The sequence below is a fragment of the Flagellimonas nanhaiensis genome (assembly GCF_003382275.1).
GTDB classification, from domain to species: Bacteria; Bacteroidota; Bacteroidia; order Flavobacteriales; family Flavobacteriaceae; genus Flagellimonas; species Flagellimonas nanhaiensis.
Genome location: NZ_QTJX01000001.1, coordinates 1542711 through 1563993 on the forward strand (window position 1 = coordinate 1542711; position 21283 = coordinate 1563993).

The following is a 21283-nucleotide window of genomic DNA, read 5'->3' on the forward strand; positions in this document are numbered from 1 at the left end:
ATTACCTGCCATAAAGGGATATAGAATTGTCCTTGAAATTGGCGATGAAAAGCCTTCCCTTGTCAAAGTGAATATCTGTTGGATAGAAAATGCCTTCCTTTAATATTTGCAGCAACTTTCCTTGATAATCAAAAATTAATATCCGGTTATTTTCTTGGTCGGTGATAGCTAATTCATTAGTGCTCAAAGTAATGCCAGAGGCCACGTTTATTTTTTCATTTTGGCCGATCGTAACAATATGATTGCCTTCAAAATCAAAGACCTGAACCCGATGGTTGTACGCATCGGCCACGAATACCTTACCATCCTTTAGTTTTACATCTATTGGATAATACAATTGGCCCTCATTATGGCCTTGCTTTCCAATAGTATAGCTATAATTTGGTGTCTGAACGATGATACGATGGTTATAGAAATCGGCTACCAGAATGGTATCCCCATATACAGAAACACCCGCCGGGGCCTGTGGCCGTTTGTTGATTTTCAACGGACTGGTTTTACCTTTTTTATATTGCCAGATGGTGTCGGTCAAGAATTCGGGTATGTAAAGTGTTTCCTTATCCATATGGATGTTCATCGGCCGTTGTATCCTCGTGATGGAATCCAACACCTTTCCATTCAGGTCGATTTTATACAAGCGGAAATAATCCGGATCTGAAAACCAAATGGCCTCCTCGTCCTTGGCCAAAGCCAAGGGGCGGGCTTCTTTGGGAAGTATAATTTTCCGTTCGAACTGCCATTGTTCTTTCGTTCTTTCACAACCGGATGTGAGAAGAACCAAAGCAAAAACCGAAAAAATGAATAACTTTCTAAAGTTCATACCAGTAGTTTAAAATCATAAGAGCAAGAATCAGCAAGGTAAATGTCCACATAAACCAAGTATTGATGGTACGTTTACTTTTGTCGTTTTGGCAGGATTCCCCTCCACTACATTTTTTTGAACTTTTAAAATTCTTAAAATGGGCAAACCCAAGGGCTCCGACCGAAAATGTGGTCAGAAAGGGTTGGGCAGGATGTACCCATTCAAAACTTCCGCCCAAGAAACCCAATCCCGCGCCGACCGATAGCAGAGCAGGCAAAAAACAGCACATCAAGGGAAGAAGGGCGGCAACCAAGCTGCTTCCCAATACCATTTTGGAAATAGTCTTCATAAAATCTATTCGATTTTGGTTAGTACGATGGACCATTGGCCAGAGAGGTTATCATCTTCCTCATCCTGCACCGTTCCGCTTATGCTTGCTGTTCCAACGGTTAATTTTTGTAACAACGCCGTAGGCGTATCCTGCGATACCGAAAATCGTTCATTAGCGGTCTCAATGTACCATTGGCCATCTTCTTTCGTTGCGTTTCCAATTAGGGTCACTTCAGCTTTTTTTGCCGAAAAACCGTTCTTTTTTACCTCTTCCTGAATGCTACGTAATTTAAGTCCGTTCTCGGCAGCCAATCCCATATATGCCTTTCCGTCATTGAGGCTGACACGCACTTCCTGAAGCCCATCCATCTTTTTCAGTCCCCGCTCTAGGCCATAGGCGCAAGGGGCGCAATCCATTCCATAAACTTCTTGGTCAACTTTGGTAATTTGCCCCGATGCTGTGCCAATTCCGAATAGACCTATCATCATAATTCTAAATATATTTCTCATTTTATACATTTTTAAAATTCTTGCTTTATAACCAATAGCTTAAGTTTATGGCCAATCGATACCTTTCTTTCACTGCCCCAAGTGTCAAGTCCTGTACGACCGGAAACATCGCACCGAACGATATTCCCCAAGCGCCATATAGTCCAAGAAAAGAGGGCCCGACCAGTATTTTTGTACTGCGCGAATCTGTAAAGTCCATTTGCCCCTCAAATTTATTGTCGCCAGGGAATTCGGCCAATGATTCTATGAAAATGCGCCAATCGGGCTTTGGGTAATCGCCCATAAATATATTGGGGCGATACCCCACTACCGCACTGGCGTAGGGCAGGTCGCCCAATTGTTCGCCACCTTTCTCAAAATAATATTGGTATCCGCCACCGATCCATCCATACCAAGTGCGCGAGGCATAGCCCGTTGAAATGGCCGCGTGTACCGAGTTGCCCACATTGGCCTGTCCCCTGACATCATCCGTCGGCGCAGAAACGCCCACGATGGCGGTGGACTCAAAGCGTTTTCCAACCCCAAAGGCGTTCGAGAAAAACCGGTACCAAAGGGAAGCCTCAATATCCCCGTTGGCGGGCATATTGCTGTTGCCCCGTGTCCTCGGTGCATCACCCAACCTTTCTATCATCGTGGGGGTGGTCAGGTTTATCTGCAGGTCTTCCGTAATGCCATAGGAAAACAGATAGCGGAGCATATAGGACGTTTCGGTCTCCGTACTTAGGCTCATTCCCGCCACGTTCAAATCGACCCCACCTTTGGCAAGGGTCGGTGTCTGAAGCCCATAGAGTGGGCCGTGGCCTTGGGCCATCGCCGATCCTGATATGGCCAATAACAATATCAATTTGAGATAGGGAATGTTCAATGATATTTTAGGGAATACTTTGTTAATCATACTCAAACACATTATAATTAGGATTGTCCGATTCCCGCTTCTACCAATTTCACTTCGGTGATAGCCGAATCCTTACAGCATTCCAAGAGCTCACCGTTCACTACCACAGCGGGAACTTTCTTTATGCCATATTCATCCATCTTATCAAGACAGGTCTTGTCTTCACATTGCTTGACCAAATCATATGTGGTTACCTCACATTTATCGCAGGCCATTTCCTTTATCATTTTGACCACTGGGTCACAGACCGGACAATTGGCCGTAAAAACTTCTACTTGACGTTTCATATTTCTGTTTTTTAACTATTTAAAATTTCTTTACGCGTCATTGAATTCAAACAACGAATCAAAGGTAGATTGGTGGGTAGGGTGGTCTCCAAATAAAATTTCAAAAAAATGGCCCGCGTCGTGCAGGCCATCAAATCGGTTGTGATTGCGGGGGTCAAGCATTTTTGTGGTTTTCGAGCTTGGCCTTTAGTGCATCTATCTCCCTCATCTTTTCCGTTAGGCTGTCCAATTCCAAATCTGGAAACTGTTTTCTTATAAATTCGATACGGCCTTCATTGCCACAGTTTCCAGGGCAGGCTTCGACAGTTTCAGATATTTTTATGGCCAAAGCTTTTCGATAAACTTCGTCCAGTAACAGAAAATGAGCTTTATCCAATCCTTTCTGTGCTGCCTTGAACTGTATTAAAATCTTCTCTGGGTCTGTATCTTCATCGAGCATTTTAATGAGGCCACCAATTTGCCCATTGATACTTTGCAACCTCTTTTTTATGTCCTTGCTTAAATCTCGTGGTATCATCGATTTTAAAATTTTGGCAATATATAATTGTACTGGGGGTGCTCTACAAATTTATCCCGAAATTATTCAACAACAACCAGAGCCTTCTTGTATTGGTGGGCAGACTACCGTCCCATAAGAGCAAAAGACACAGCAATCGCCTTCCTTTGGTCTTAATATTTGATTGCAGTTTTCGCATTCATAGAAAAACTGACAGGCCGTTGTTGGCATTTCCTCCTCTTTCGTATGTCCACATTCGGGACAGGTAATGGTTGAATTTAAAAGGATTCTCTCGTAGTCCATATTATTTTTTCTGAAACAGGTTATAAATAAAATTTTGCTCTGTTTTAAAAGGGGTTTTATGAATTTTTTCAAAGGATTCCAATAGGGTGAAATCTACTTTAAACAATTCCTTTAGTTTTTCAGGAGAATATTGGGCAATCTCCAATCCACTACATCTTTTTGGGCCGGTGGTCGAAAAAGTTGCCAGTATAAAATACGCTCCCGTCTTAAGGGAACGACCTAGTATGTCAATATACTTTAAGATATCTTCTTCCCGTGTGAAGAAATGAAAAGTAGCCCGGTCGTGCCATAACTCAAAGTCTTGGGTCGGTTCAAAATTCAATATGTCCGAATTTATCCACTGCACCTTTGTGGCTGACTTGCCTAATTTTGATTTGGTACGCTGAAGTGCATTTTCTGAAATATCAAGAATGGACAGGTTGTTATAGCCATTTTTCAACAAATGACTGATAAGGTTTGAGTTCCCCCCGCCAATATCAATAATTGAACTATCTTTGGGTAAGTCAAGGGAAGCTATAATATCCAATGAAGTCGAGGGTTTCCCTTCAAACCAACTTACTTCTTCATCACTTTTTCCGGTATAAACCTCTTCCCAGTGCTTTTTAGTGTATTCATCACTTTTCATAAATTTTGATATTTTGTTAAAGCATATAGGGAATATCCGAGGATAATGTTGGATAAGAAAAAATCATAGTCCTTAAATCGTTGATCCTCATCTTGGTCTTTATCGCTATTGCGAACAAATTGATGGTTTCCTCGGCGTTGGGACCAATTAAATGTGCTCCCAGTATCGTATGATCTTCTTTATCGACAATAGTCTTAAAGGCATATTCCTTAACATTCAACCGCTCTGCGTTGAACCAATTGCCCACCTCGTTATAATTGACCTGATATTCGATTTTTTGTGATTTGGCCTCTGCCTCGGTCAGACCTACGGCTGCTAATGTTGGCAAAGTGAAAACTACGGAGGGCATAGGTGGATAGCTCACTTTTTTCGTGTTCCCCTTGATGATATTCGAAGCTACAATATGTCCTTCCATAACGGCAACAGGTGTCAGGGGCAGTCCTTTTGAATCTGCCGCATCTCCGGCCGCATAAACATTTGGGTTCGATGCGCTTTGAAGATATTCGTTGACGGCAACCCCTTCTTTTGAAAAGGATATTCCGGACTTGTCCAGCTCCAAATCAAAAATTGCAGGCGGGCGACCGGCCGAATTGAAAACGGTTTCCGTTCTAAATGTCATTTCTTTACCGTCGGTAGTTCCTTTAACTGTATAGTGGTTATCTCTCTTTTCGATTTTAGAAACCTCGGTCGCTAGAACCAGTTTTATTCCCAATTCCTTCGTGGCATTTATCAAGTGTACTACAATATCCTGTTCAAAGTTTTCCAAAGGTCGTTTGCCCCTATGTACAATAGTTACATCGGCACCACAACGGGCGGCGATATGTGCAAATTCAAAGGCGATGTAACCTCCGCCAATAAAGAGCAGGGATTTGGGTAGCTCCTTTAAATTGAGGAAATCGGTACTCGAAAGTGCCAAGTACCCACCTTCAAAATCCAGTACCCTTGGTTTTGCGCCCGTTGCAATCACAATCTTGTCGGCTTCGATAGTATCTGTTCCCAACTGTAGGGTATTTTTGGACAGAAATTTTGCCGAAGAATGATAGGTGTCTATATCATTATGCCTGTATCCTTTTTCTATTTTGGGCGGCATTGCATCCACAAAGGATTGTTTGAAGGCCATAATATCCCGCCAATTGACATTGGGAACCGTATCGATACCCTTATCCTTTAAGCGTATTGCAAAATCCCTTACTTCTGTCGCACCGATGATTACCTTTTTGGGGTCGCAACCTCTTAGCGCGCAGGTTCCACCGTAGGGCAGTTCGTCAGTAATGCCTACCTTAAGGCCTTTGGAAGCACATTTATTGGCAATGGTCATCCCTGCCATCCCGGAACCGATAACAAAAACATCGTACTTTTTCATCTACTCGTTTTCTTTGTTTTCACCATCGATTACTTTATAACCTGTGCTGTTTATCGCTTTTTGGATTGCGGCCAAATCGGTTTTGGTCTTATCATATTCCACTAGGGTATTCGCACCTTCGTAACTGGCCTTGACGGATAATATGCCATCCAATTTGTTGACCTCGCTCTCTACGTGGGCTTCACACCCTGCGCAGGTCATTCCCTCAACATTAAACGTGTGCTTTACAATATTGGATTGCGAGACATAGACAATGTCCTTACTCGGCTGTGCATAAAACATATTGGAGTAATATGGAAACGCCAGCATCAATCCCGCGAAAACCGTAACTATTAAAAGAAAGCTTTTGGATTGCCAAAAGGAGGGTTTTGTATCATCCTCACAGGTACAGTCAATTTCCTCCTGTGTTTTTGGTCGTAGTTTCTGGTACCAGGCAAAGACCAATACGAGTATAGTGCTGCTGATAAGATAAGGCCGAAATGGTTCCACCCAAGAAAACGTGGATGCGATTCCACTGGTTCCTGCAATCAAAGCCAAAACCGGGGTTATACAACATATTGATGCCGCCATGGCCGTCAATATTCCTGCGTAGGCTACCTTGTTCGAGGTTTTTCCTGTTTCCATTTTATGCTACCTTTTTATTTTTCTGAATTTTAATAAACACATTTTCCAATATTTCGTTATGATTCTGGACCAATGAATAATACAGGGTTTGCCCTTCACGTCTCGAAACAATCAGTCCCACATCCTTCATTTTACGTATGTGCTGTGAAATTGCGGGCACGCTCATTTCAAGTATATCGGCAAAATCACAGGGACAAAGCTCACCTTCCTCATATAACAGGAATAATATCTTTAACCGTGTTTCGTTACCGGCCAGCGCGAGTATTTTGCTGATTTCGGAAATTGCCTCTGAGTTTGTTCCTAAGGTTTCGCGACAACGCATTAGTTGCTTTTGGTCGGCCTCGGCGCGTGTACAACTTAATTCAAGTGCCATAGTACTGTTTTTGACAAAGATATATTAATATAATTATTTAAGCAAATACTTAAATAATACTATCCATCGATGCTCTTTTAAAATCACACCTTACTTAAGTACATTCTACCCGGTATGAAATCAAAGCAGCTTTGTAGAATATTTTATTAAAAATAGGTGCTGAATCCAAAATACCATGTAGCGGTTCTTGAGGATGGATTGTTGAGAATATCATGTTGCCACTGGTATCTGTAGTTAATCCTTAGAACGGTCTGTGGTGCGGGCCTAAAGCTTATTGCAGGTGTAATTGCGAATAAATCATCCCCAATATTCGTATTGGTCTGGGCAAACCTGCCAATGTTGTAATCCACATAATCCGTTCTGAGCGATAGATTGAGTATGGCATCTTCCCAGTCCAATACTGCGGTACTTAGTATCGGTTGAACAATGTCCACAAAAAAACCAACTTGCCGATCACCAAATTGCTGCGTAAAAGTGTCCGGAACATCGACCCATATGTAGGCCATCTCACCGATAAACCTTGTCCCCGTTTTTTTAATGGCAGTATTTAAATCCAGGGCAAGAACATCTACCCTTCTTGATTTTGTATCAACCTGAAGCCCATCAACTTCTTTCCTGTTGTATGCCCCGCCCATATAGGAAATGCCCAATTCTCCTAATTTTCTGTGCTTGATGGCGAACTTTCCATTGAGGAGCGCATTGCCGCTAAAATTCTCCTCGAAACGCGAGGAATTCTCCTTGACTGCGGCCAAAAATGTCCTTTCTTCCTCATTATCTATAATGCTTGTATCAAAGCCATTGGTGAGGTATGCTTCATAGCCCAAGGTCCAAGCTCCCTTATATGCCTTTCCATATATACCAAATCCGGCATTGGAGAAAGTGGCGGGCAACAAATTGGTGCTGACATCTGGCCGCTCGACAAACTCCCATTTTGGTCCGTCGTGATTTTGATTAAAGGATCCTATTGGATTCAGTACGATGCCTCCCCTAAGGTTCAACAAGGGGTGCAAGGCAATGTCCATTGAGGCGAATTCAATGGCAATTTCCTCTGTCCCGTTTTCAAATTCCAGTTCGGTCAAGAACTTAATGCGCTTTGAAATGGACGCCGAAACGAAAAGGGTCAATCTTCGGGCCTGAAAAGAAAGCCCCTCCGACAATCCGTCCTCAATACTGTAGATTGAGTTCGCCTCAAGATAACCACCAAGATTGACTGGAAATTTATCGAAAGTCAAAAACGGACGGTCATAAACCGCATCCATATTCATGGATTCCCGAATACTGTCCCTATCGATGGTTTGCGAGCTAAGGGTTAAAACGCAGACGTTCATTAAGACAAAGGCCACATATATTTTACCGGACATGCACATAGATATTCTCATAATCGGTGGTTATTTCAAATGATTCTAGGTTTTCTTCGGCCGGCCCTTCTAAAACCCTGCCTGAACGGTCGAACTCACTGCCATGACATGGACAGTTGAATATGCCGCCGCCAATGTTGAGTTCACAGCCCCTATGGGTACATTGCATCAAACTGGCCAGATAATTACTGTTTTGTGTTTTGAATATTCCGATCGGATATCGCATGGAATCGCTCTGGATGACTACGAAATCACGTTCAATCTGCTTTCCCCCTTTCACCTGTTGAAACTCACCCTTTGAAATTCGTAGCACTCTCCCTTCTTCAACAAAGGAAGCATAATACAGGCCTGCGCAACTACTGAGCAAAGCGGAAGAAGCTGGCAGGACTGCAATCAGATATCCAAATTGTTTAATAAAATCTTTTCTATGCACCTATAGGGAATTAATGAATTTTATCAGTTGTGATTTTTCTTTTGGGGTCAGGGACAAATACCGGGCTTTTGAATTATCGGCCTCACCGCCGTGCAATTCAATTGCCTCTTCAATGCTCGAAGCCCTTCCATCATGTAACAGGAACATTTGCCCGCCTTGGGAATTGGCCGATAAACCGATTCCCCACAGCGGTGGGGTTCTCCATTCAGAAGTCCCGACATTTCCTTCGGTGAATCCATCATCCAATTCAGGCCCCATGTCATGTAACAACAAATCCGTGTAGGGATGAAATTCCTTAAGGGATAACGATTCAATTGGGGAAAATCCTGTGGTCAACGTGGGTGTGTGACAGACAGCACATTGTACAGATTCAAAGAGTTCTTTCCCAGCAATTACATCGGGGTCTGTTTGATTTCTGGGAATTGGTGCTTTTAAGGTTTTAAGGTAGAAAACGACATCGTTCAAGGTCTGGGTGCTTATTTCAGGATCCTCTTCAAGTCCACTGAACGGGTCTATAGGGTCATAAAGGGATGTAATTCCTATGTCCTGGTTATATGCGCTGACGCTTTGGTGCAACAAATCATAACTACCCGCTTTCTTTCCAAACCTGAAGATATAATTGTTTCCCTGGGGAACACTATTATTCCGAATCTTGGTGAATTCAGGAGGAATATTGTAGTGAGGCCTTCCACTAATGCCGTCCTGATTTTCATCAGAAGGGTCTGCGTGAGCCAAAATATCCGCATCAGAGACAGCATCCAACAAACCCAATCCCGTCACCGCCGGAGCGACCAAAATGGAAAATGGGAAGCCTTCCGGCACGGTCTCCGGTTCAAAACCCGGTATGGCTTTATTTTGAATCTGGTTCCTGCCATCACCAAAGGATAACATCGAGGGTATGGTCAAATCATTGTTACCAAACCTAATAAGTTGATTAAATGGGTGACCTTTTCCATCCCCTGAATGGCAACTTGCACAGCTGGTGCCAACAAACAAGGGACCAAGGCCTTTTTCAACGGTAAAAACATCATCGTTAAAGGCAATATCCCCGGCTAAAAAACGCTGTTGCTCACTAACGGACAATCCATCCAACGGCCCATCCAATAACTCAAACTCCATAGGTTCTTCGGGGCCGAAATTTTCACAGCCAAGTAGAGCGATTAAGGACAGACCAATGTAAAATTGAATAATTTTAGGCATTGCTATATTTATATTTTTGTAAATATAAATATATTTTTAGTTTAGTCTAAATTTATTTATAGTAATTTATCAAGAAAGAAGTGTTTACATCTTAAAAGGGTTGTTGATTTAATTATGCAAATCCCGTACTGTGGGAAATTGTGCGTTGGTCAGAATGAAAATTTATATTTCGATACTTACTATTCCTAAGTCCACTTCATCTTCTGCAATCGAACCGCATTGAATATTGCCAATAACGCTACTCCCACATCGGCAAATACGGCCTCCCACATTGTGGCAAGTCCACTAGCTTCCAGAATGAGCACGATAATTTCGCGTAGTAAGCGAAAACTAATATTTACTAGAGCACATAAGTAGAAGGGCTACTTAACTATCAGCAATGGGGCCTTGGAGGCATACAGCATTTTTTTTCTTAGCCCCTTTTTGAAAACTGCCTCAAAAAATCCGTGTTCCCTGTAAAGCAAAACCAATAGGTCTATTGGGGTTTCAGTCAAAAATTCATCGATACCCTCTTCGGGTTTGCCTTCCTCGATAACTGTAAAAGACCATTGATTAGGTACAAGAAGTTTGCCAAATCTTTCACGAATAAATGCTTTCTCCGGCACCCTTTCCTGTTTGTCCGCTATATGTACAAAGTGCAATTGTGCATTATAGTTTTCCAATAATTTGGACAACATTTCAAAATCTATTCTATTATCCATACTATCCGTATCCACTGCGACCCCGATACGCTTATATGCAGTATAGCTGGCATCTTCAGGTACGGCCAGTACTGGACAAGGTGCCTTTTGTGTCACCTTTTCGGTAACGGTTCCAATAAAAATTTCATCAAATCCCGAAGCCGTACCCTTGGTACCCATAACGACAAGACTGGTATTTATTTCCTTAGCTAGGCCAGAAATCACATCGACCGTTGCCCCGAAACCGATCATTGCTTGAAATTCCAACTTGTCCAGTTCAGGAAAGCCTCTTAGAAACTTATCCAATTTTTCTTTATTGATTTTTTCTTGTGATGCTGTGGTATCTGTTACATTGTGTGCCATAGTTGCCATCCCGATGGGCGTACCGGATGGATATGCCACTGAATAGGCGTGGACAAAAACCAGTTTTGATTTCAATTTTTGTGCTAGCCCAATAGCATAGCTCACCGCATTTTCTGAAACCTCTGTGAAATCTACAGGTATTAAAATTCCGTCATCTTTCATATCATTTTGTTTTTATTGATTTGACTTCATTAATCTTTCTTTTTAGGTTTAATTATTCAATTGAAAAGCAGGTAAAAACCATATAGAATTGCATCTAGAAAGGCAATTGTCAGCACCGCAAGGAACATTGCCACAAAAACCAACAGGCAATACGCTTTCTCCTTTCTGGTTCTCACTTTTTTGTTTATTGAATTACCCTTTTTTTCCTCTAGTCTCCGCTTTCTCCTTTCCCGTGACATAATGTACTGTGCTTTACTTAAATTAACGCACCAATGCTATCCCCTAAGGTCATAAAACCATTCTTCTGCACGTTTGATTCCCTCCGTAATGGCCTTCTCACGAGAATACCCATTCTCCTTTACCAATTCTTGCGCAATTTTGAGGGCCTTCTTCCGAACTGACGGCTGTAGGCCATCAAGCTTTGTTTTGAAATCTTCAAATGTCCAGTCCATATTCTATACTTTTTTTAGAGCTTTCGCCCTTCCATCTCTGCTTTTACAATACCGCGTTCAAGGGCTTCCTCCTTGGAGCATTGGTTTGTTATATAGTATTCTTCAGCATACTTTACGGCCAATTTGTGGATGTTTTCATCCAGCATATTGAGCCTCATCGAGCAATCTTTAAAAAGTTCCTTTTTCATCTATCAAAAAGTTTCAACACGAAAAAAACCATGACCAGTAAATAGGCGACATAGGCAGCATCAAACACAAAAATTTGCCAACGAGAGAAACCGTGCAGTTCCTTGCTTTGATGCACAAATAGTGTGTAAAGCAGCGGCATAAGCCCGACAAAGGCCAGGTTGACCCAGAACAGTTCAAAATCCTCAATGGGGGTGGTTACCAACGCCAGCGGAAAAAATGCCACCGTCATCGTTACGGCATTGTCCGCTATAACACTGGTGGTACCCGCAGTCACCTCTCCCCCTTTTACCACGCTCCAGGTCTTGAATATTTCCGGTGCGGTGGTCATTATGCCCGTGATGAAAAGGCCTCCCACGATTTCAGAAATATTTAGGGCAGAAACAATATTTTCGGTCGCCTTCACTATGAAAAATGCTCCGACTGCTATGGCCAAGGCCCCGGCAATCGATAACCAGACCTGTTTTTTGTTCCATTCTACTTTTTTGCCCTTTTCCTTGCCTTTTATGATTGCGTGAGTCAAAAAGGCAGCATAAGCGACCAGCATAATCCACCCGTCTATTGGTTGTAGCCCGCGCCAGGGCTTTGGCAAGGTCAAAATGGCCACAAGGGCGATAATGCCCAAGTATGGAAGGGACAGTACGGAAACCGAACGTTTGTTCAATGCCAGAACGTTTTTATCAAGATGCTCTTGATGTTCCTTGTTGTTCTTGAACTGTTTCCGGGAAGCAAAATAAGCTATGGTCACCATTAAGGGAATGGAAATAATATTGGAACCCAACAAATTTCCCAGGCCAATATTGGAGACTCCCCGAGCTGCACTGGTAATATTTATGGCAACTTCAGGGCTTGCCGTTACAAAGGCAAGAAAAGCGGCTCCAGCGGAAGCGGTAAGGCCCCATTGCTTGCGGAGCAACTTTAAAGGGGTCAACAATCGATCCGCACCCCAGTGTGCTGCCCAGGCCGCTAGGCCCAAAACGAGTACCCATAGCCAACTGTTCATAATTCTGTCATTTTAACATTTCTCTCTTTGCTAGGTTCGATATGGATGTGCACGTCAAGTATCTCGGAATATGACCTGAACAATCTCTCCTTTACTTTGTGTGCAATATCATGGCCCTCGGTCACAGTTAATTCCCCATCGATCCAAATATGCATATCGATATGAAAGGCCGTTCCCATCTTTCGGGAATGGCAGCGCTCTACCCTTACCACTTCAGGAACGGCTTCGGCCTGTCGGATAACCTCATTTCGAAATTCGGGCTCAACAGCTTCGTCCAGCAACTCCCTTACCGATGACCTAGCTATTTTATAGGCATTGAACAGAATAATGCCCGCTGCAATGAGTGCCGCGAAATCATCCGCTATCTCAAACCCTTCGCCACCGATCAATGCTATGGAAATACCTATAAAAGCGGCTATCGACGTAATGGCATCACTCCTATGGTGAAATGCATCGGCCTTGACGGCCGAACTATTGATTTCATCACCTGTTTTCATGACATAACGATACAACGCCTCTTTCGTGAGGACAACAAATACCAGTATGAAGAGTGTGAAGGGTGCAGGAGTTTTGTGGGGTACCAGAATATGGTCGATGCTGTCCCTTATGATTATACCACCTGCAATGGTTAGGGCTATAGCAATACCCACCGCCACCAGGGCCTCTATCTTACCGTGTCCGTAGGGATGGTTTTCATCCGGTGGCCTTGACGACCATTTCAACCCGGCCCATAATAGTGCGGATGTCAGCACATCCGCCCCGGATTCGATCGCATCGGCAATAAGGGCATAAGAATGCCCGAACACCCCGCCCAAACCTTTGATCAATGCCAATAATGCACTGATCAAAATACCTACGAGGGTAGTTTTGAGTCCTATTCGGGATATGGCATTTGGATTCCTTTCCAAAATCTTTCTTTTGCTATTTCTTTTCTTCCCAATACGTTATTTGGACAATTTTAAAATTCTAATGGCTCCTCGCATCACAAAGGCAAATACAATACCGCCTATGACCAAATCGGGCCATTTACTGTCTAAAAAATAAACCAGCACCCCTGCCAGTATTACCCCGCCGTTCACAATAATGTCGTTTGAGGTAAAGATGGCACTTGCCTGCATATGCGCTTCCTTGCTTTTGGCCTTGTTTATCAGCCATAGGGAAACGAGGTTGCCGATAAGGGCGAAAATGGAAACGATTATCATCCATTGGAACAAAGGGGTTTCACTACTGCTCAAAAACCTTCTCAGGACTTCCGAAAATCCCAGCAGGGCCAAGGCCATTTGAAAATAGCCACTGAACTTCGCCACTTTCTTTTTTCTGGAAATAGCGCCGCCTACGGCAAAAAGGCTCAACGCGTACACAATGGAATCGGCTAGCATATCTAGTGAATCCGCAATAAGGCCCATCGAGGAAGAAATCCAACCCGTGGTCATTTCGATAACGAAAAACCCAAAATTGATGTACAAGACCCACCAGAGTATCTTCTTTTGTTTGGTCTCGTCTTCGGCAATAGGTGTTTCCGCCTTTTCTGTTCCCAAAAGTTTTTCCCCCAGCTTTAATGCACCCAATTCCACGTTTATTTCTTGGGCATTCCCCTGATGGTACACATCCAACTTTCTATTCGGAATGTCAAAGTCCAGATATTTGATTTGAGGGTTTGACTCCAGTTTCATCCTTATCATCTGTTCTTCTGAAGGGCAATCCATTTGACTTACCTTAAAAGTGGTTTTGTTTATGGTGGACATTTAAATAATCTGTATTAAATTCTACGTTTGGTCTTTTCACTCTTTACTTATTATGGGATTCCATATATTTTTCCAAAATCGATTTTAAGCTCTCCAAATAATCAGCGAACGATTTAATGGTCGGTTTTGCTTCATCATCTACGGGAATCGTTATGGGGTTCTCATCCAAATACCGATAGAGTTCGGGATATTCGTGTTCAATCCTTACTGTCAATTCGTTGATTTCCTGGGTTAGCTTTTGAATTTTCTTCATCATCTTATATTTTATATGGTATTACTTGCCCCAATATTTATATATGCAATGCCCTATCTTCGGTAGCGGCCAGAAAGGCTTCCTTAAAGGTTTCTGAAAATGTGGGATGCCAATGGGGCATCCGTGCGATATCCTCTGCCGCTGCCCTGAATTCCATTATCGCCAAAACACAAACCAATAATTGTTATATCATATTTTTCTATAGTTGTATTTTTTTGGTTAAATAAGGTGGAAGAACCTTGAACTTGACTCTTGGGCGCAAGGGTTCAAAGTTCTGGAACTCCCACCTGTTATTTTTTCTTACATTTCACGCATATTCCTTTTAATACCAGGTTGACATCGTTTATTTTATAATCAGCTGGTAAACTTTCTTCCGGTATTTTATTTGGCAAACAGATTGTTTTCTTACATTCGGTACAATGAAAGTGCAGATGTAAATCTGAACCGTATTCACCTTTTGCATTTTCACCGGAAATCGCAAATTTTGCCACTCCGGTTCCATCATTTATCTGATGAATAAGTCCTTTATCCTCAAAAATCTTAAGGTTGCGATAAAAGGTCGTTCTGTTTGCTGTCTTATTGGTTTCGCTCTTTTCAGCAAAGACCTTTTTCAAGTCGGAAAAGGACACGGCACTTTGCTTCCTTCTCAGATACCTGTATATCTTGGACCTCATTTGAGTAGGGCGAATACCGTAATTCGACAATATTTTTTCCGTTTTGTTCATTTTTAACCTTGATTCAAAGGCAATCTCCTTTATTGAATTTATTTTTTGTAGGCGAGCAAACGCAATGCATTGACCACCACTACCAACGTAGAGCCCTCGTGAATGGCCACGGCTATCCCTATACTTGCCCAACTCATAATTGTCGCAGGAATTAAAAGGGCAACAACCCCCAAGCTAACCCATAAGTTTTGCTTGATTATCGCCTTCGCTTTTCTGCTTAAACCGATGGCAAAAGGCAAGGTTTCCAGTTTGTCTGCCATTAGTGCTATATCTGCGGTTTCTAAAGCCACGTCGCTTCCCGCCGCACCCATTGCAATACCAACGGTACTGTTTGCCATAGCAGGGGCATCATTGACCCCATCACCTATCATTGCCAGTTTATTTTCCTGTTCCGCAAGTTTTTTGATGGCCTCCACTTTTTCTTCGGGAAGCAGACTTCCGCGAGCTTCGGTCAACCCAATTTCCTCGGCTACGGCATCTGCCACTTTCTGGTTGTCGCCCGTAAGCATTATCATTTTCTTGATGCCTATTTCCTTTAGTTGGGCAAGGGTTTCCTTGGCTTTTTCCCGTGGGGTGTCCATCAGCCCCAGCATCCCTATAAATTCATTGCCCCTTTTTATTAGCATCGTGGTCTTTCCTTCCCCTTCAAGCGCTCTTACCTTTTCTGATACATCGTCGGGTACGCCCTTATCAATATCCTCGAAGAGTTCCAGGTTACCAATGTAAATGGAATTCCCTTGATAGTTTGCCTTTATGCCCTTGCCCTGTACGGCCTCCAAATCATCGGCATCCGGAATCTTTGTGTCCTTCCCGAGCCGTTCCATTCCGTCCCGTACAACTGCCTTTGCCAGGGGGTGGTCGCTCAGTTCCTCAACCGCAATCGCGATTTCCAACAGTTCCTTTTTATCTATACTGCCAAAACTTTCGACGTCGGTAAGCTTTGGTTTTCCTTCGGTAAGCGTTCCTGTCTTGTCAAAGGCCAATGCGGTAAGCACCCCTAAATCTTCCAATGGGCGACCGCCTTTTATCAAGACCCCGCCACGCGCAGCCCTTGCCACACCACTCAATACAGCAGATGGCGTCGAAATGGCGAGCGCGCACGGACTTGCAGCTACCAATACCGCCAAGGAACGGTATAGGCTTTCGCTCCACGGTTCATCGATGACCAAAAAAGCAAAATTCAGTGCAACGACCAGTATAATGACCGCTGGCACATAGTACCGCTCAAACTTGTCGGTCAACAACTGGGTGGGCGATTTCTGGTCTTGAGCCTCCTGAACCATAGTGACCAAGCGGTTGAGGGTAGAATCTTTTGCCTCTTTGATTACCTTTATTTCAAGGGTATTGTTGCCATTGATGGTTCCTGAAAATACACGGTTCTCATTGGGAATATTGCTTTTTGAGGTATACTCTTTGTCCGGATTTTCTATTGGTGTTTTGTCCACCGGAACGCTTTCCCCGGTAATGGGTGCCTGGTCAACACTACTGTTACCTTTTACAATTACACCATCGGCGGATATCTTGCTGTTGGGGCGCACCACGATGATGTCGCCCACCTGTAGTTCTTCAATACCCACTTCAACGGTATCGTCATCTTTCTTGAGAAGGGCTGTTTTTGGGGCGAGGTCGGTCAGTGCCGCAATGGACTTTTTTGCCTTGCCCATTGCATAGTTTTCCAATGCGTGACCCAGACTAAAAAGGAAAAGCAACAAGGCACCTTCTGCCCATTCGCCCAGATAGGCCGCCCCCGCAGCCGCGACCAGCATCAGGAAATCGATTTCAAATTCGCCCTTGGCCACTTTGCTAATAGCTTCCTTCAGGGTAAAATAACCTCCAAAAAAGTAGGCCGCAATATAGAGTCCAAAAGGAATGTTTTCTGAAACCCCTGTAAATTTCTCCAATAGGAAACCTGTTATTAGTGTGACCCCACTTAATATAGCAAAATAGAGTTCGGTGTTTTTGCCGAAGATGCCACCGTGGTCGTGATTGTGGCCATCGTCATTACTATGTTTTTCCTTGTCATTCATATTATTAATCGTTTTGTTATCGTTAATTAAGATTTAATCCACTTTTGGGCTTGTGATTTCTCGGAAATATCGAAATACTTAACTTCCGAGCTAGTGAAAAAATCAGTTGCCTTAGCCACCCACTCCTGCCATTTTTTGTTACCCACAAAGGCTATCTTGCCGTAATCTCCCAAGTGTGCCGAATCAATTTTTAGGTCTTCCCAAAAGCCTTTAAGGGTATAGCCTTCAAAATCTTCCATTTCAATATAGAAATCCACTTTATGGCCTTTTTCTATGATGTTGTGGATGAGCGGATGCATCTTTTCCATATCCTTTTCCGTAAGTTTCCCGCTGATTTTAGCGGCAATAAGATGTTCCTGTTCTAAGTTTATTATCTGTACCATTTTTGTATATTTTTTAATCAATCTAATTAAAACAAACGTGCAACGGAAGTGCCAATAACCCTTCCTGCATGGCCCAATAACCTCCTGTTTCTAGTTGCACTGTGCCTTTTCCTTACCTATATACACCAGGGCTTCGGGCAAATCTAGTTCGCGCGTGGCATTGCCCGTGCGTATATAAAACCGTGACCGTCCCTCAAGGTTCACATATACCGGCATTTGGGCTGGTAAAATCTCGATACAGCACACTTGCTTTTGACCAAACCCAAAAAATGCTACGTTCACTAGCGTACAAAGATGGGTTCCCAGTTTTTGAGCGATCAATTGCATCAAATACTGCTCAAAGCCATCGCTGTCCGGCTTTTTAAGCGTATCGAAATCCTGTTGCAGGCCCAGAATGGTTCCCCCGTCATCGACACCCATGAGCAACTTGCCCCCCTCGGTGTTCATAAACCCGGCAATGGTCTTTGCAATGATAAGCTCAAGTTGTTTGTTTACCTTGCCCTGCCGTACATCCCATCGCAAGCTTGACTTGAATTCCACCCGGCTGCTCTCTCCCTTGTTTATGAGTTCGAGAACGGTTTGCCTGTCCATCCGTTGCCTGTTCAGTTGAAAAATCTTTTTTCTGAAAAAGACCATCAGGGCAAGGCTGCTTCCCATTGTCCCGAACAACAGGTTTCTAAGAATTTGGTCAACATCGACAACGTTCCATACGGTTTTGAAGGCTTCAAGAAAAAAGCTTGACCAGTGACCGGAATCGCCCGACCGGTCAAAGAGAAAAAGGGATAGGCCCAAGGGTTGCAGTATAAATACCCCAAAGGCAAAGCCTGCCAAAAGCCATATCCCTATTTTTCTTCTTTGCATAGATAACGGTGTTATGGTCGTTCGGTCAAAAGCAAAACACTGTTATTTTTTGTTCTTTAACAGGAACGTCTTTCGTTTTTCAAATTCCTCTTCGTCGATTTCGCCCCGGGCGTACCGCTCTCTCAGGGCTTCCATTGCGGTGTCCCTTTTTCTTTTCTGTCCCGGTGTGGGGTAGGGAATTAAAAATATCCAGAAGATGAGGATTATCCATAACCCCCACCATATCCAGTGCATTCCCCCAAAATACCAATCGTCCATCATAATTTTCTAGATTTAAAGATTCATGTTTCAGTTACTATTGAAATTGCTTGTTTGTTCGAGCCAGTTGTTGGCCATGTTTCCATCTTCAGGTCCGAAATATTTTATGTGGGCTTCGCTAAACGGCAATAGCGATTCGGTAAACCGTTCTTGCCAAGTTTTTTCGCCCACCAAGGCTATTTTCTTAAGCCGTGTTTCTTCGGGAAAGGAAAAATCCAACCTCTCACCGCTGCTTTTCTTCACTCCTTTTTTGCGAGGCTCCATTTCCATATACCAAGCGGCTTGTTCATTGCTTTTCAAATGTTCATTCAGGGCCTTGACCAAGGTCGCCCCATCATCGGCATCCATTTCTTGATCTGCGATGGTATATATGATTTGGTCTTTTTTATAGATTGCTATCATCGTCGTATTCTTTTGATGTTATTGGCCTTTAAGGCTACTCCAAATTGCCACTGCATTTATTGCATACTCCCGTTACGACCAGATTGATATCGTCTGCCATATATCCTTGAGGCAGGTTTACCTGTGGGATTTTACGATCGGTCAAACAAACGGTCTCGTTACACTGGGTGCAGTGAAAATGTAGGTGCAGGTCGCTGCCCACCTCACATCCACAGTTTTCCTCACAGAGTGCATATTTCATAATCCCTGTACCGTCCGCTATCTGATGTACAATATTTTTTTCCTCAAATGTTTTCATCGTCCGGAAAAGGGTGCTCCTTTCCGATTTCTCGAAAAAATTCTCTAGCTCTCCCAAACTGATGGCTACCTCGCTTTGCAGTAACTTTTTATAGGTCAACAGTCGCATCGGTGTGGGCCGTATTCCCTTGCTTTCCAGTTTTTTGACAATTCTTTCCATTTTAAAAGGGGTTAAAGATCGTAGCGTTTAAGGGATTTTCCTGTTTTGATCTGAAAGGCATCCTCAATATAGGATAGATAAATGATTCCATCCCCAGGTTCGGGCGTTTTACCATTTTCTAATATGATATCTATGGCTGATTGCGCCTCCTCATTTTGACATACCAACTCCACTTTTACCACCGGGCTATCGGTTATATTAAAATCAAGGGAGGGTCTTGCTCCTTTTGCTTTGAACGCCCCGGTACCCTCCGCCTGTGAAAGCGTCATACTTTTAAAACCGTTATCGCTAAGGGCTTCGATGACCCTTTGTATCCTGTTCGGTTTAACAAATGCTTTTATTTCTTTCATTTTTAAAATGTTTAAATTTTTAATCGATTTTGAACCGGGCATGTTTTCTAATTTTTAACTAACTAATTAAGATGATAAACAAACCCGGAATCAAAATCCTTGATTTTTTAGAGAATTAATGTCCGTGCTCCAATTCGCCTTTCACCATTTCTGAAGAAAGGGTATAGGCCCCATTGATAACCACTTTTGAACCATATTGAAGGGGTTCCATGGGATTTATGGAAACAAAGCCCAAATCGATAACCCCTACCGATACCTGCACCATTTTAAATTTGAGCTTGCCTTCTTCCTGGGCATCGCCATCGTCAAGTACAAAAATGAACGACTTTTCACCCTCTTTGATGACCGCTTCCTCGGGTACTGCCAGAGTGTTTTTTTCATCCTGTACAATCCTGCCCTCTACATACATACCAGGCAATAAATCCCTTTCGGGATTTTCTATATGGGCGTGGATATGCACGGCCTTGGGATCTTCCTCGAAGGTCTTGCCTATGGAATGTACCTCAGCGGTAAGCAGCTCGTCTGGTCTCGAGGCAACACTGAAAAAAATCTTTTGCCCTTCTTTGACCCTCGGGATGTCCTTTTCATATACCTTTAGATCCACGTGTATCTTAGAATTGTCGCTTACGGCAAACATCTTGGATTGTGGTGCCACATAATCGCCAAGGCTTATCAACACCTCATCGACAAAACCGCTAATGGGACTTATAACGGGTACACCCTGATATATTTTACCATTGGCGATTTCGTCAACATTAAAGCCCAATAGCCGTAGTTTTGCCCGCATTGCATTGACCGAAGAGGTCGTGGAACGATATTTGGATTGTGCCATCTGAAATTCCTTGCCGGATGAGACCCCTTTGTCATAGAGGGTTTTTTTTCGTTCGTAGTCCTGATCCAAAAAGACCAGTTCGTCATTTTTCTCCTGAAATTCCTGTTGCATCGTTATGATATCGGGGTGTTCCAAATAGGCGAGAACCTGTCCCTTGCGCACCTTATCACCCTCTATAACAAGTACCGAGCTTATATTGCCGCCCACAAAGGGGCTTATATTGGCCCTGTCCTGTGGGAAAAGTTCGAGTCTGCCCGTTACCTTGATGTTGTTGCCCAGGCTACGTTCTTCCAAAGGTTTCATTTCGAGGCCGATGGTTTCCGCCTGCTGTTGGGTAATTTCAACGGAACCTTCTTCTTCCTCATGGCCGCCCTCTTCTGCATGGGCCTCATTACCATGCCCTTCTTCCCCTTCCTGTAACGTCTCTTTAGTGGTCGCTTTGCCCTCATCATGGCCTAATTCTCCCTTTTGCCTACCGTTGCAGGAAACAAGGAACGCTGTCAAGGCCAGGATTGATGTCAATGTAATTGCTATATTTTTCATTT

At 43.3% G+C, this 21283-nt stretch carries 31 protein-coding genes; all 31 read right to left on the bottom strand.

What is annotated here, in order from left to right; translation table 11 throughout:
- Window position 1: 1 nt before the first annotated feature.
- Window positions 2-820 carry an NHL repeat-containing protein gene (locus tag DX873_RS07080; RefSeq protein WP_067028995.1) on the bottom strand — a complete coding sequence of 273 codons (819 nt, stop codon included), beginning with the start codon at window positions 818-820 and terminating at the stop codon, window positions 2-4.
- Window positions 810-1151 carry a mercuric transporter MerT family protein gene (locus DX873_RS07085; protein ID WP_166247886.1) on the bottom strand — a complete coding sequence of 114 codons (342 nt, stop codon included), beginning with the start codon at window positions 1149-1151 and terminating at the stop codon, window positions 810-812. The genes DX873_RS07080 and DX873_RS07085 overlap by 11 nt, the downstream gene beginning before the upstream one ends.
- Window positions 1152-1156: 5 nt before the next feature.
- Window positions 1157-1642 (bottom strand): heavy-metal-associated domain-containing protein, encoded by a 486-nt coding sequence (locus DX873_RS07090; protein ID WP_067028999.1) that lies wholly within the window; start codon window positions 1640-1642, stop codon window positions 1157-1159.
- A gap of 25 nt (window positions 1643-1667) precedes the next feature.
- Window positions 1668-2537, bottom strand: coding sequence for a hypothetical protein (locus DX873_RS07095; protein WP_083157918.1), 870 nt, complete (start codon window positions 2535-2537; stop codon window positions 1668-1670).
- A 17-nt stretch (window positions 2538-2554) separates the two neighbouring features.
- Complete coding sequence (locus tag DX873_RS07100; RefSeq protein ID WP_116183711.1) at window positions 2555-2824, bottom strand: thioredoxin family protein; 270 nt, start codon at window positions 2822-2824, stop codon at window positions 2555-2557.
- Window positions 2825-2978: 154 nt separating this feature from the next.
- Window positions 2979-3341 (bottom strand): metal-sensitive transcriptional regulator, encoded by a 363-nt coding sequence (locus DX873_RS07105; protein WP_067036917.1) that lies wholly within the window; start codon window positions 3339-3341, stop codon window positions 2979-2981.
- A gap of 66 nt (window positions 3342-3407) precedes the next feature.
- Window positions 3408-3623, bottom strand: coding sequence for a GDCCVxC domain-containing (seleno)protein (locus DX873_RS19080; protein WP_083158132.1), 216 nt, complete (start codon window positions 3621-3623; stop codon window positions 3408-3410).
- Between the two features lies 1 nt (window position 3624).
- Window positions 3625-4248 (bottom strand): class I SAM-dependent methyltransferase, encoded by a 624-nt coding sequence (locus DX873_RS07115; protein WP_067036919.1) that lies wholly within the window; start codon window positions 4246-4248, stop codon window positions 3625-3627.
- Window positions 4249-4264: 16 nt separating this feature from the next.
- Window positions 4265-5611 (bottom strand): dihydrolipoyl dehydrogenase family protein, encoded by a 1347-nt coding sequence (locus DX873_RS07120; RefSeq protein ID WP_067036921.1) that lies wholly within the window; start codon window positions 5609-5611, stop codon window positions 4265-4267.
- Window positions 5612-6235, bottom strand: coding sequence for a mercuric transport protein MerTP (gene merTP / locus DX873_RS07125; protein WP_067036923.1), 624 nt, complete (start codon window positions 6233-6235; stop codon window positions 5612-5614).
- Between the two features lies 1 nt (window position 6236).
- A complete protein-coding gene (locus DX873_RS07130) occupies window positions 6237-6608 on the bottom strand; it encodes an ArsR/SmtB family transcription factor (RefSeq protein ID WP_067036925.1) in 372 nt (123 codons plus the stop codon).
- A gap of 146 nt (window positions 6609-6754) precedes the next feature.
- Window positions 6755-7969, bottom strand: a complete 1215-nt coding sequence (locus DX873_RS07135; RefSeq protein WP_067036927.1) for a hypothetical protein — start codon at window positions 7967-7969, stop codon at window positions 6755-6757.
- Window positions 7959-8399, bottom strand: coding sequence for a QcrA and Rieske domain-containing protein (locus DX873_RS07140; protein WP_067036929.1), 441 nt, complete (start codon window positions 8397-8399; stop codon window positions 7959-7961). Before DX873_RS07140 ends, DX873_RS07135 begins: the two co-directional genes overlap by 11 nt.
- Window positions 8400-9599 (bottom strand): di-heme oxidoredictase family protein, encoded by a 1200-nt coding sequence (locus DX873_RS07145; RefSeq protein WP_083158133.1) that lies wholly within the window; start codon window positions 9597-9599, stop codon window positions 8400-8402.
- Window positions 9600-9961: 362 nt separating this feature from the next.
- Window positions 9962-10804: a universal stress protein gene (locus DX873_RS07150; RefSeq protein ID WP_067036932.1), complete on the bottom strand. Its 843-nt coding sequence runs from the start codon at window positions 10802-10804 to the stop codon at window positions 9962-9964.
- A 275-nt stretch (window positions 10805-11079) separates the two neighbouring features.
- A complete protein-coding gene (locus DX873_RS18850) occupies window positions 11080-11256 on the bottom strand; it encodes a hypothetical protein (protein WP_162987829.1) in 177 nt (58 codons plus the stop codon).
- Between the two features lie 14 nt (window positions 11257-11270).
- Window positions 11271-11444 carry a hypothetical protein gene (locus DX873_RS18855; protein WP_166247885.1) on the bottom strand — a complete coding sequence of 58 codons (174 nt, stop codon included), beginning with the start codon at window positions 11442-11444 and terminating at the stop codon, window positions 11271-11273.
- Window positions 11441-12445: a sodium:calcium antiporter gene (locus tag DX873_RS07160; protein WP_067036935.1), complete on the bottom strand. Its 1005-nt coding sequence runs from the start codon at window positions 12443-12445 to the stop codon at window positions 11441-11443. The genes DX873_RS18855 and DX873_RS07160 overlap by 4 nt, the downstream gene beginning before the upstream one ends.
- Window positions 12442-13353 (bottom strand): cation diffusion facilitator family transporter, encoded by a 912-nt coding sequence (locus tag DX873_RS07165; RefSeq protein ID WP_083158134.1) that lies wholly within the window; start codon window positions 13351-13353, stop codon window positions 12442-12444. The genes DX873_RS07160 and DX873_RS07165 overlap by 4 nt, the downstream gene beginning before the upstream one ends.
- A 36-nt stretch (window positions 13354-13389) precedes the next feature.
- The gene (locus tag DX873_RS07170) at window positions 13390-14190 is read right to left on the bottom strand and encodes a cation efflux transmembrane domain-containing protein (protein WP_067036940.1); all 801 of its coding nucleotides are present in this window, start codon (window positions 14188-14190) and stop codon (window positions 13390-13392) included.
- A 43-nt stretch (window positions 14191-14233) separates the two neighbouring features.
- Window positions 14234-14443 carry a hypothetical protein gene (locus DX873_RS07175; RefSeq protein WP_067036942.1) on the bottom strand — a complete coding sequence of 70 codons (210 nt, stop codon included), beginning with the start codon at window positions 14441-14443 and terminating at the stop codon, window positions 14234-14236.
- Window positions 14444-14480: 37 nt separating this feature from the next.
- Window positions 14481-14609, bottom strand: a complete 129-nt coding sequence (locus tag DX873_RS19150) for a hypothetical protein (protein ID WP_258537667.1) — start codon at window positions 14607-14609, stop codon at window positions 14481-14483.
- Between the two features lie 124 nt (window positions 14610-14733).
- Complete coding sequence (locus DX873_RS07180; protein WP_067035967.1) at window positions 14734-15168, bottom strand: Fur family transcriptional regulator; 435 nt, start codon at window positions 15166-15168, stop codon at window positions 14734-14736.
- A gap of 38 nt (window positions 15169-15206) precedes the next feature.
- A complete protein-coding gene (locus tag DX873_RS07185; RefSeq protein WP_067035970.1) occupies window positions 15207-17195 on the bottom strand; it encodes a heavy metal translocating P-type ATPase in 1989 nt (662 codons plus the stop codon).
- Window positions 17196-17221: 26 nt separating this feature from the next.
- The gene (locus DX873_RS07190) at window positions 17222-17578 is read right to left on the bottom strand and encodes a SpoIIAA family protein (RefSeq protein WP_067035997.1); all 357 of its coding nucleotides are present in this window, start codon (window positions 17576-17578) and stop codon (window positions 17222-17224) included.
- A gap of 90 nt (window positions 17579-17668) precedes the next feature.
- The gene (locus tag DX873_RS07195; protein WP_067035972.1) at window positions 17669-18439 is read right to left on the bottom strand and encodes an AlbA family DNA-binding domain-containing protein; all 771 of its coding nucleotides are present in this window, start codon (window positions 18437-18439) and stop codon (window positions 17669-17671) included.
- Window positions 18440-18481: 42 nt separating this feature from the next.
- Window positions 18482-18700 carry an SHOCT domain-containing protein gene (locus DX873_RS07200; RefSeq protein ID WP_067035975.1) on the bottom strand — a complete coding sequence of 73 codons (219 nt, stop codon included), beginning with the start codon at window positions 18698-18700 and terminating at the stop codon, window positions 18482-18484.
- A gap of 27 nt (window positions 18701-18727) precedes the next feature.
- Window positions 18728-19099 carry a SpoIIAA family protein gene (locus DX873_RS07205; protein WP_067035978.1) on the bottom strand — a complete coding sequence of 124 codons (372 nt, stop codon included), beginning with the start codon at window positions 19097-19099 and terminating at the stop codon, window positions 18728-18730.
- A gap of 34 nt (window positions 19100-19133) precedes the next feature.
- Window positions 19134-19556, bottom strand: a complete 423-nt coding sequence (locus tag DX873_RS07210; RefSeq protein ID WP_067035981.1) for a Fur family transcriptional regulator — start codon at window positions 19554-19556, stop codon at window positions 19134-19136.
- An 11-nt stretch (window positions 19557-19567) separates the two neighbouring features.
- On the bottom strand, window positions 19568-19906 hold the full coding sequence (locus tag DX873_RS07215; RefSeq protein WP_067036000.1) for a P-II family nitrogen regulator: 339 nt from the start codon (window positions 19904-19906) through the stop codon (window positions 19568-19570).
- 115 nt (window positions 19907-20021) lie between these two features.
- Window positions 20022-21281 (bottom strand): efflux RND transporter periplasmic adaptor subunit, encoded by a 1260-nt coding sequence (locus DX873_RS07220; RefSeq protein WP_067036003.1) that lies wholly within the window; start codon window positions 21279-21281, stop codon window positions 20022-20024.
- Window positions 21282-21283 lie beyond the last annotated feature (2 nt).

Bases quoted from the DNA above. Each gene is read 5' to 3' on its own strand.
- DX873_RS07080 (WP_067028995.1), bottom strand. From the start codon at position 820: ATGAACTTTAGAAAGTTATTCATTTTTTCGGTTTTTGCTTTGGTTCTT.
- DX873_RS07085 (WP_166247886.1), bottom strand. From the start codon at position 1,151: ATGAAGACTATTTCCAAAATGGTATTGGGAAGCAGCTTGGTTGCCGCC.
- DX873_RS07090 (WP_067028999.1), bottom strand. From the start codon at position 1,642: ATGAGAAATATATTTAGAATTATGATGATAGGTCTATTCGGAATTGGC.
- DX873_RS07095 (WP_083157918.1), bottom strand. From the start codon at position 2,537: ATGATTAACAAAGTATTCCCTAAAATATCATTGAACATTCCCTATCTC.
- DX873_RS07100 (WP_116183711.1), bottom strand. From the start codon at position 2,824: ATGAAACGTCAAGTAGAAGTTTTTACGGCCAATTGTCCGGTCTGTGAC.
- DX873_RS07105 (WP_067036917.1), bottom strand. From the start codon at position 3,341: ATGATACCACGAGATTTAAGCAAGGACATAAAAAAGAGGTTGCAAAGT.
- DX873_RS19080 (WP_083158132.1), bottom strand. From the start codon at position 3,623: ATGGACTACGAGAGAATCCTTTTAAATTCAACCATTACCTGTCCCGAA.
- DX873_RS07115 (WP_067036919.1), bottom strand. From the start codon at position 4,248: ATGAAAAGTGATGAATACACTAAAAAGCACTGGGAAGAGGTTTATACC.
- DX873_RS07120 (WP_067036921.1), bottom strand. From the start codon at position 5,611: ATGAAAAAGTACGATGTTTTTGTTATCGGTTCCGGGATGGCAGGGATG.
- merTP (WP_067036923.1), bottom strand. From the start codon at position 6,235: ATGGAAACAGGAAAAACCTCGAACAAGGTAGCCTACGCAGGAATATTG.
- DX873_RS07130 (WP_067036925.1), bottom strand. From the start codon at position 6,608: ATGGCACTTGAATTAAGTTGTACACGCGCCGAGGCCGACCAAAAGCAA.
- DX873_RS07135 (WP_067036927.1), bottom strand. From the start codon at position 7,969: ATGTCCGGTAAAATATATGTGGCCTTTGTCTTAATGAACGTCTGCGTT.
- DX873_RS07145 (WP_083158133.1), bottom strand. From the start codon at position 9,599: ATGCCTAAAATTATTCAATTTTACATTGGTCTGTCCTTAATCGCTCTA.
- DX873_RS07150 (WP_067036932.1), bottom strand. From the start codon at position 10,804: ATGAAAGATGACGGAATTTTAATACCTGTAGATTTCACAGAGGTTTCA.
- DX873_RS18850 (WP_162987829.1), bottom strand. From the start codon at position 11,256: ATGGACTGGACATTTGAAGATTTCAAAACAAAGCTTGATGGCCTACAG.
- DX873_RS18855 (WP_166247885.1), bottom strand. From the start codon at position 11,444: ATGAAAAAGGAACTTTTTAAAGATTGCTCGATGAGGCTCAATATGCTG.
- DX873_RS07160 (WP_067036935.1), bottom strand. From the start codon at position 12,445: ATGAACAGTTGGCTATGGGTACTCGTTTTGGGCCTAGCGGCCTGGGCA.
- DX873_RS07170 (WP_067036940.1), bottom strand. From the start codon at position 14,190: ATGTCCACCATAAACAAAACCACTTTTAAGGTAAGTCAAATGGATTGC.
- DX873_RS07175 (WP_067036942.1), bottom strand. From the start codon at position 14,443: ATGAAGAAAATTCAAAAGCTAACCCAGGAAATCAACGAATTGACAGTA.
- DX873_RS07180 (WP_067035967.1), bottom strand. From the start codon at position 15,168: ATGAACAAAACGGAAAAAATATTGTCGAATTACGGTATTCGCCCTACT.
- DX873_RS07185 (WP_067035970.1), bottom strand. From the start codon at position 17,195: ATGAATGACAAGGAAAAACATAGTAATGACGATGGCCACAATCACGAC.
- DX873_RS07190 (WP_067035997.1), bottom strand. From the start codon at position 17,578: ATGGTACAGATAATAAACTTAGAACAGGAACATCTTATTGCCGCTAAA.
- DX873_RS07195 (WP_067035972.1), bottom strand. From the start codon at position 18,439: ATGCAAAGAAGAAAAATAGGGATATGGCTTTTGGCAGGCTTTGCCTTT.
- DX873_RS07200 (WP_067035975.1), bottom strand. From the start codon at position 18,700: ATGATGGACGATTGGTATTTTGGGGGAATGCACTGGATATGGTGGGGG.
- DX873_RS07205 (WP_067035978.1), bottom strand. From the start codon at position 19,099: ATGATAGCAATCTATAAAAAAGACCAAATCATATATACCATCGCAGAT.
- DX873_RS07210 (WP_067035981.1), bottom strand. From the start codon at position 19,556: ATGGAAAGAATTGTCAAAAAACTGGAAAGCAAGGGAATACGGCCCACA.
- DX873_RS07215 (WP_067036000.1), bottom strand. From the start codon at position 19,906: ATGAAAGAAATAAAAGCATTTGTTAAACCGAACAGGATACAAAGGGTC.
- DX873_RS07220 (WP_067036003.1), bottom strand. From the start codon at position 21,281: ATGAAAAATATAGCAATTACATTGACATCAATCCTGGCCTTGACAGCG.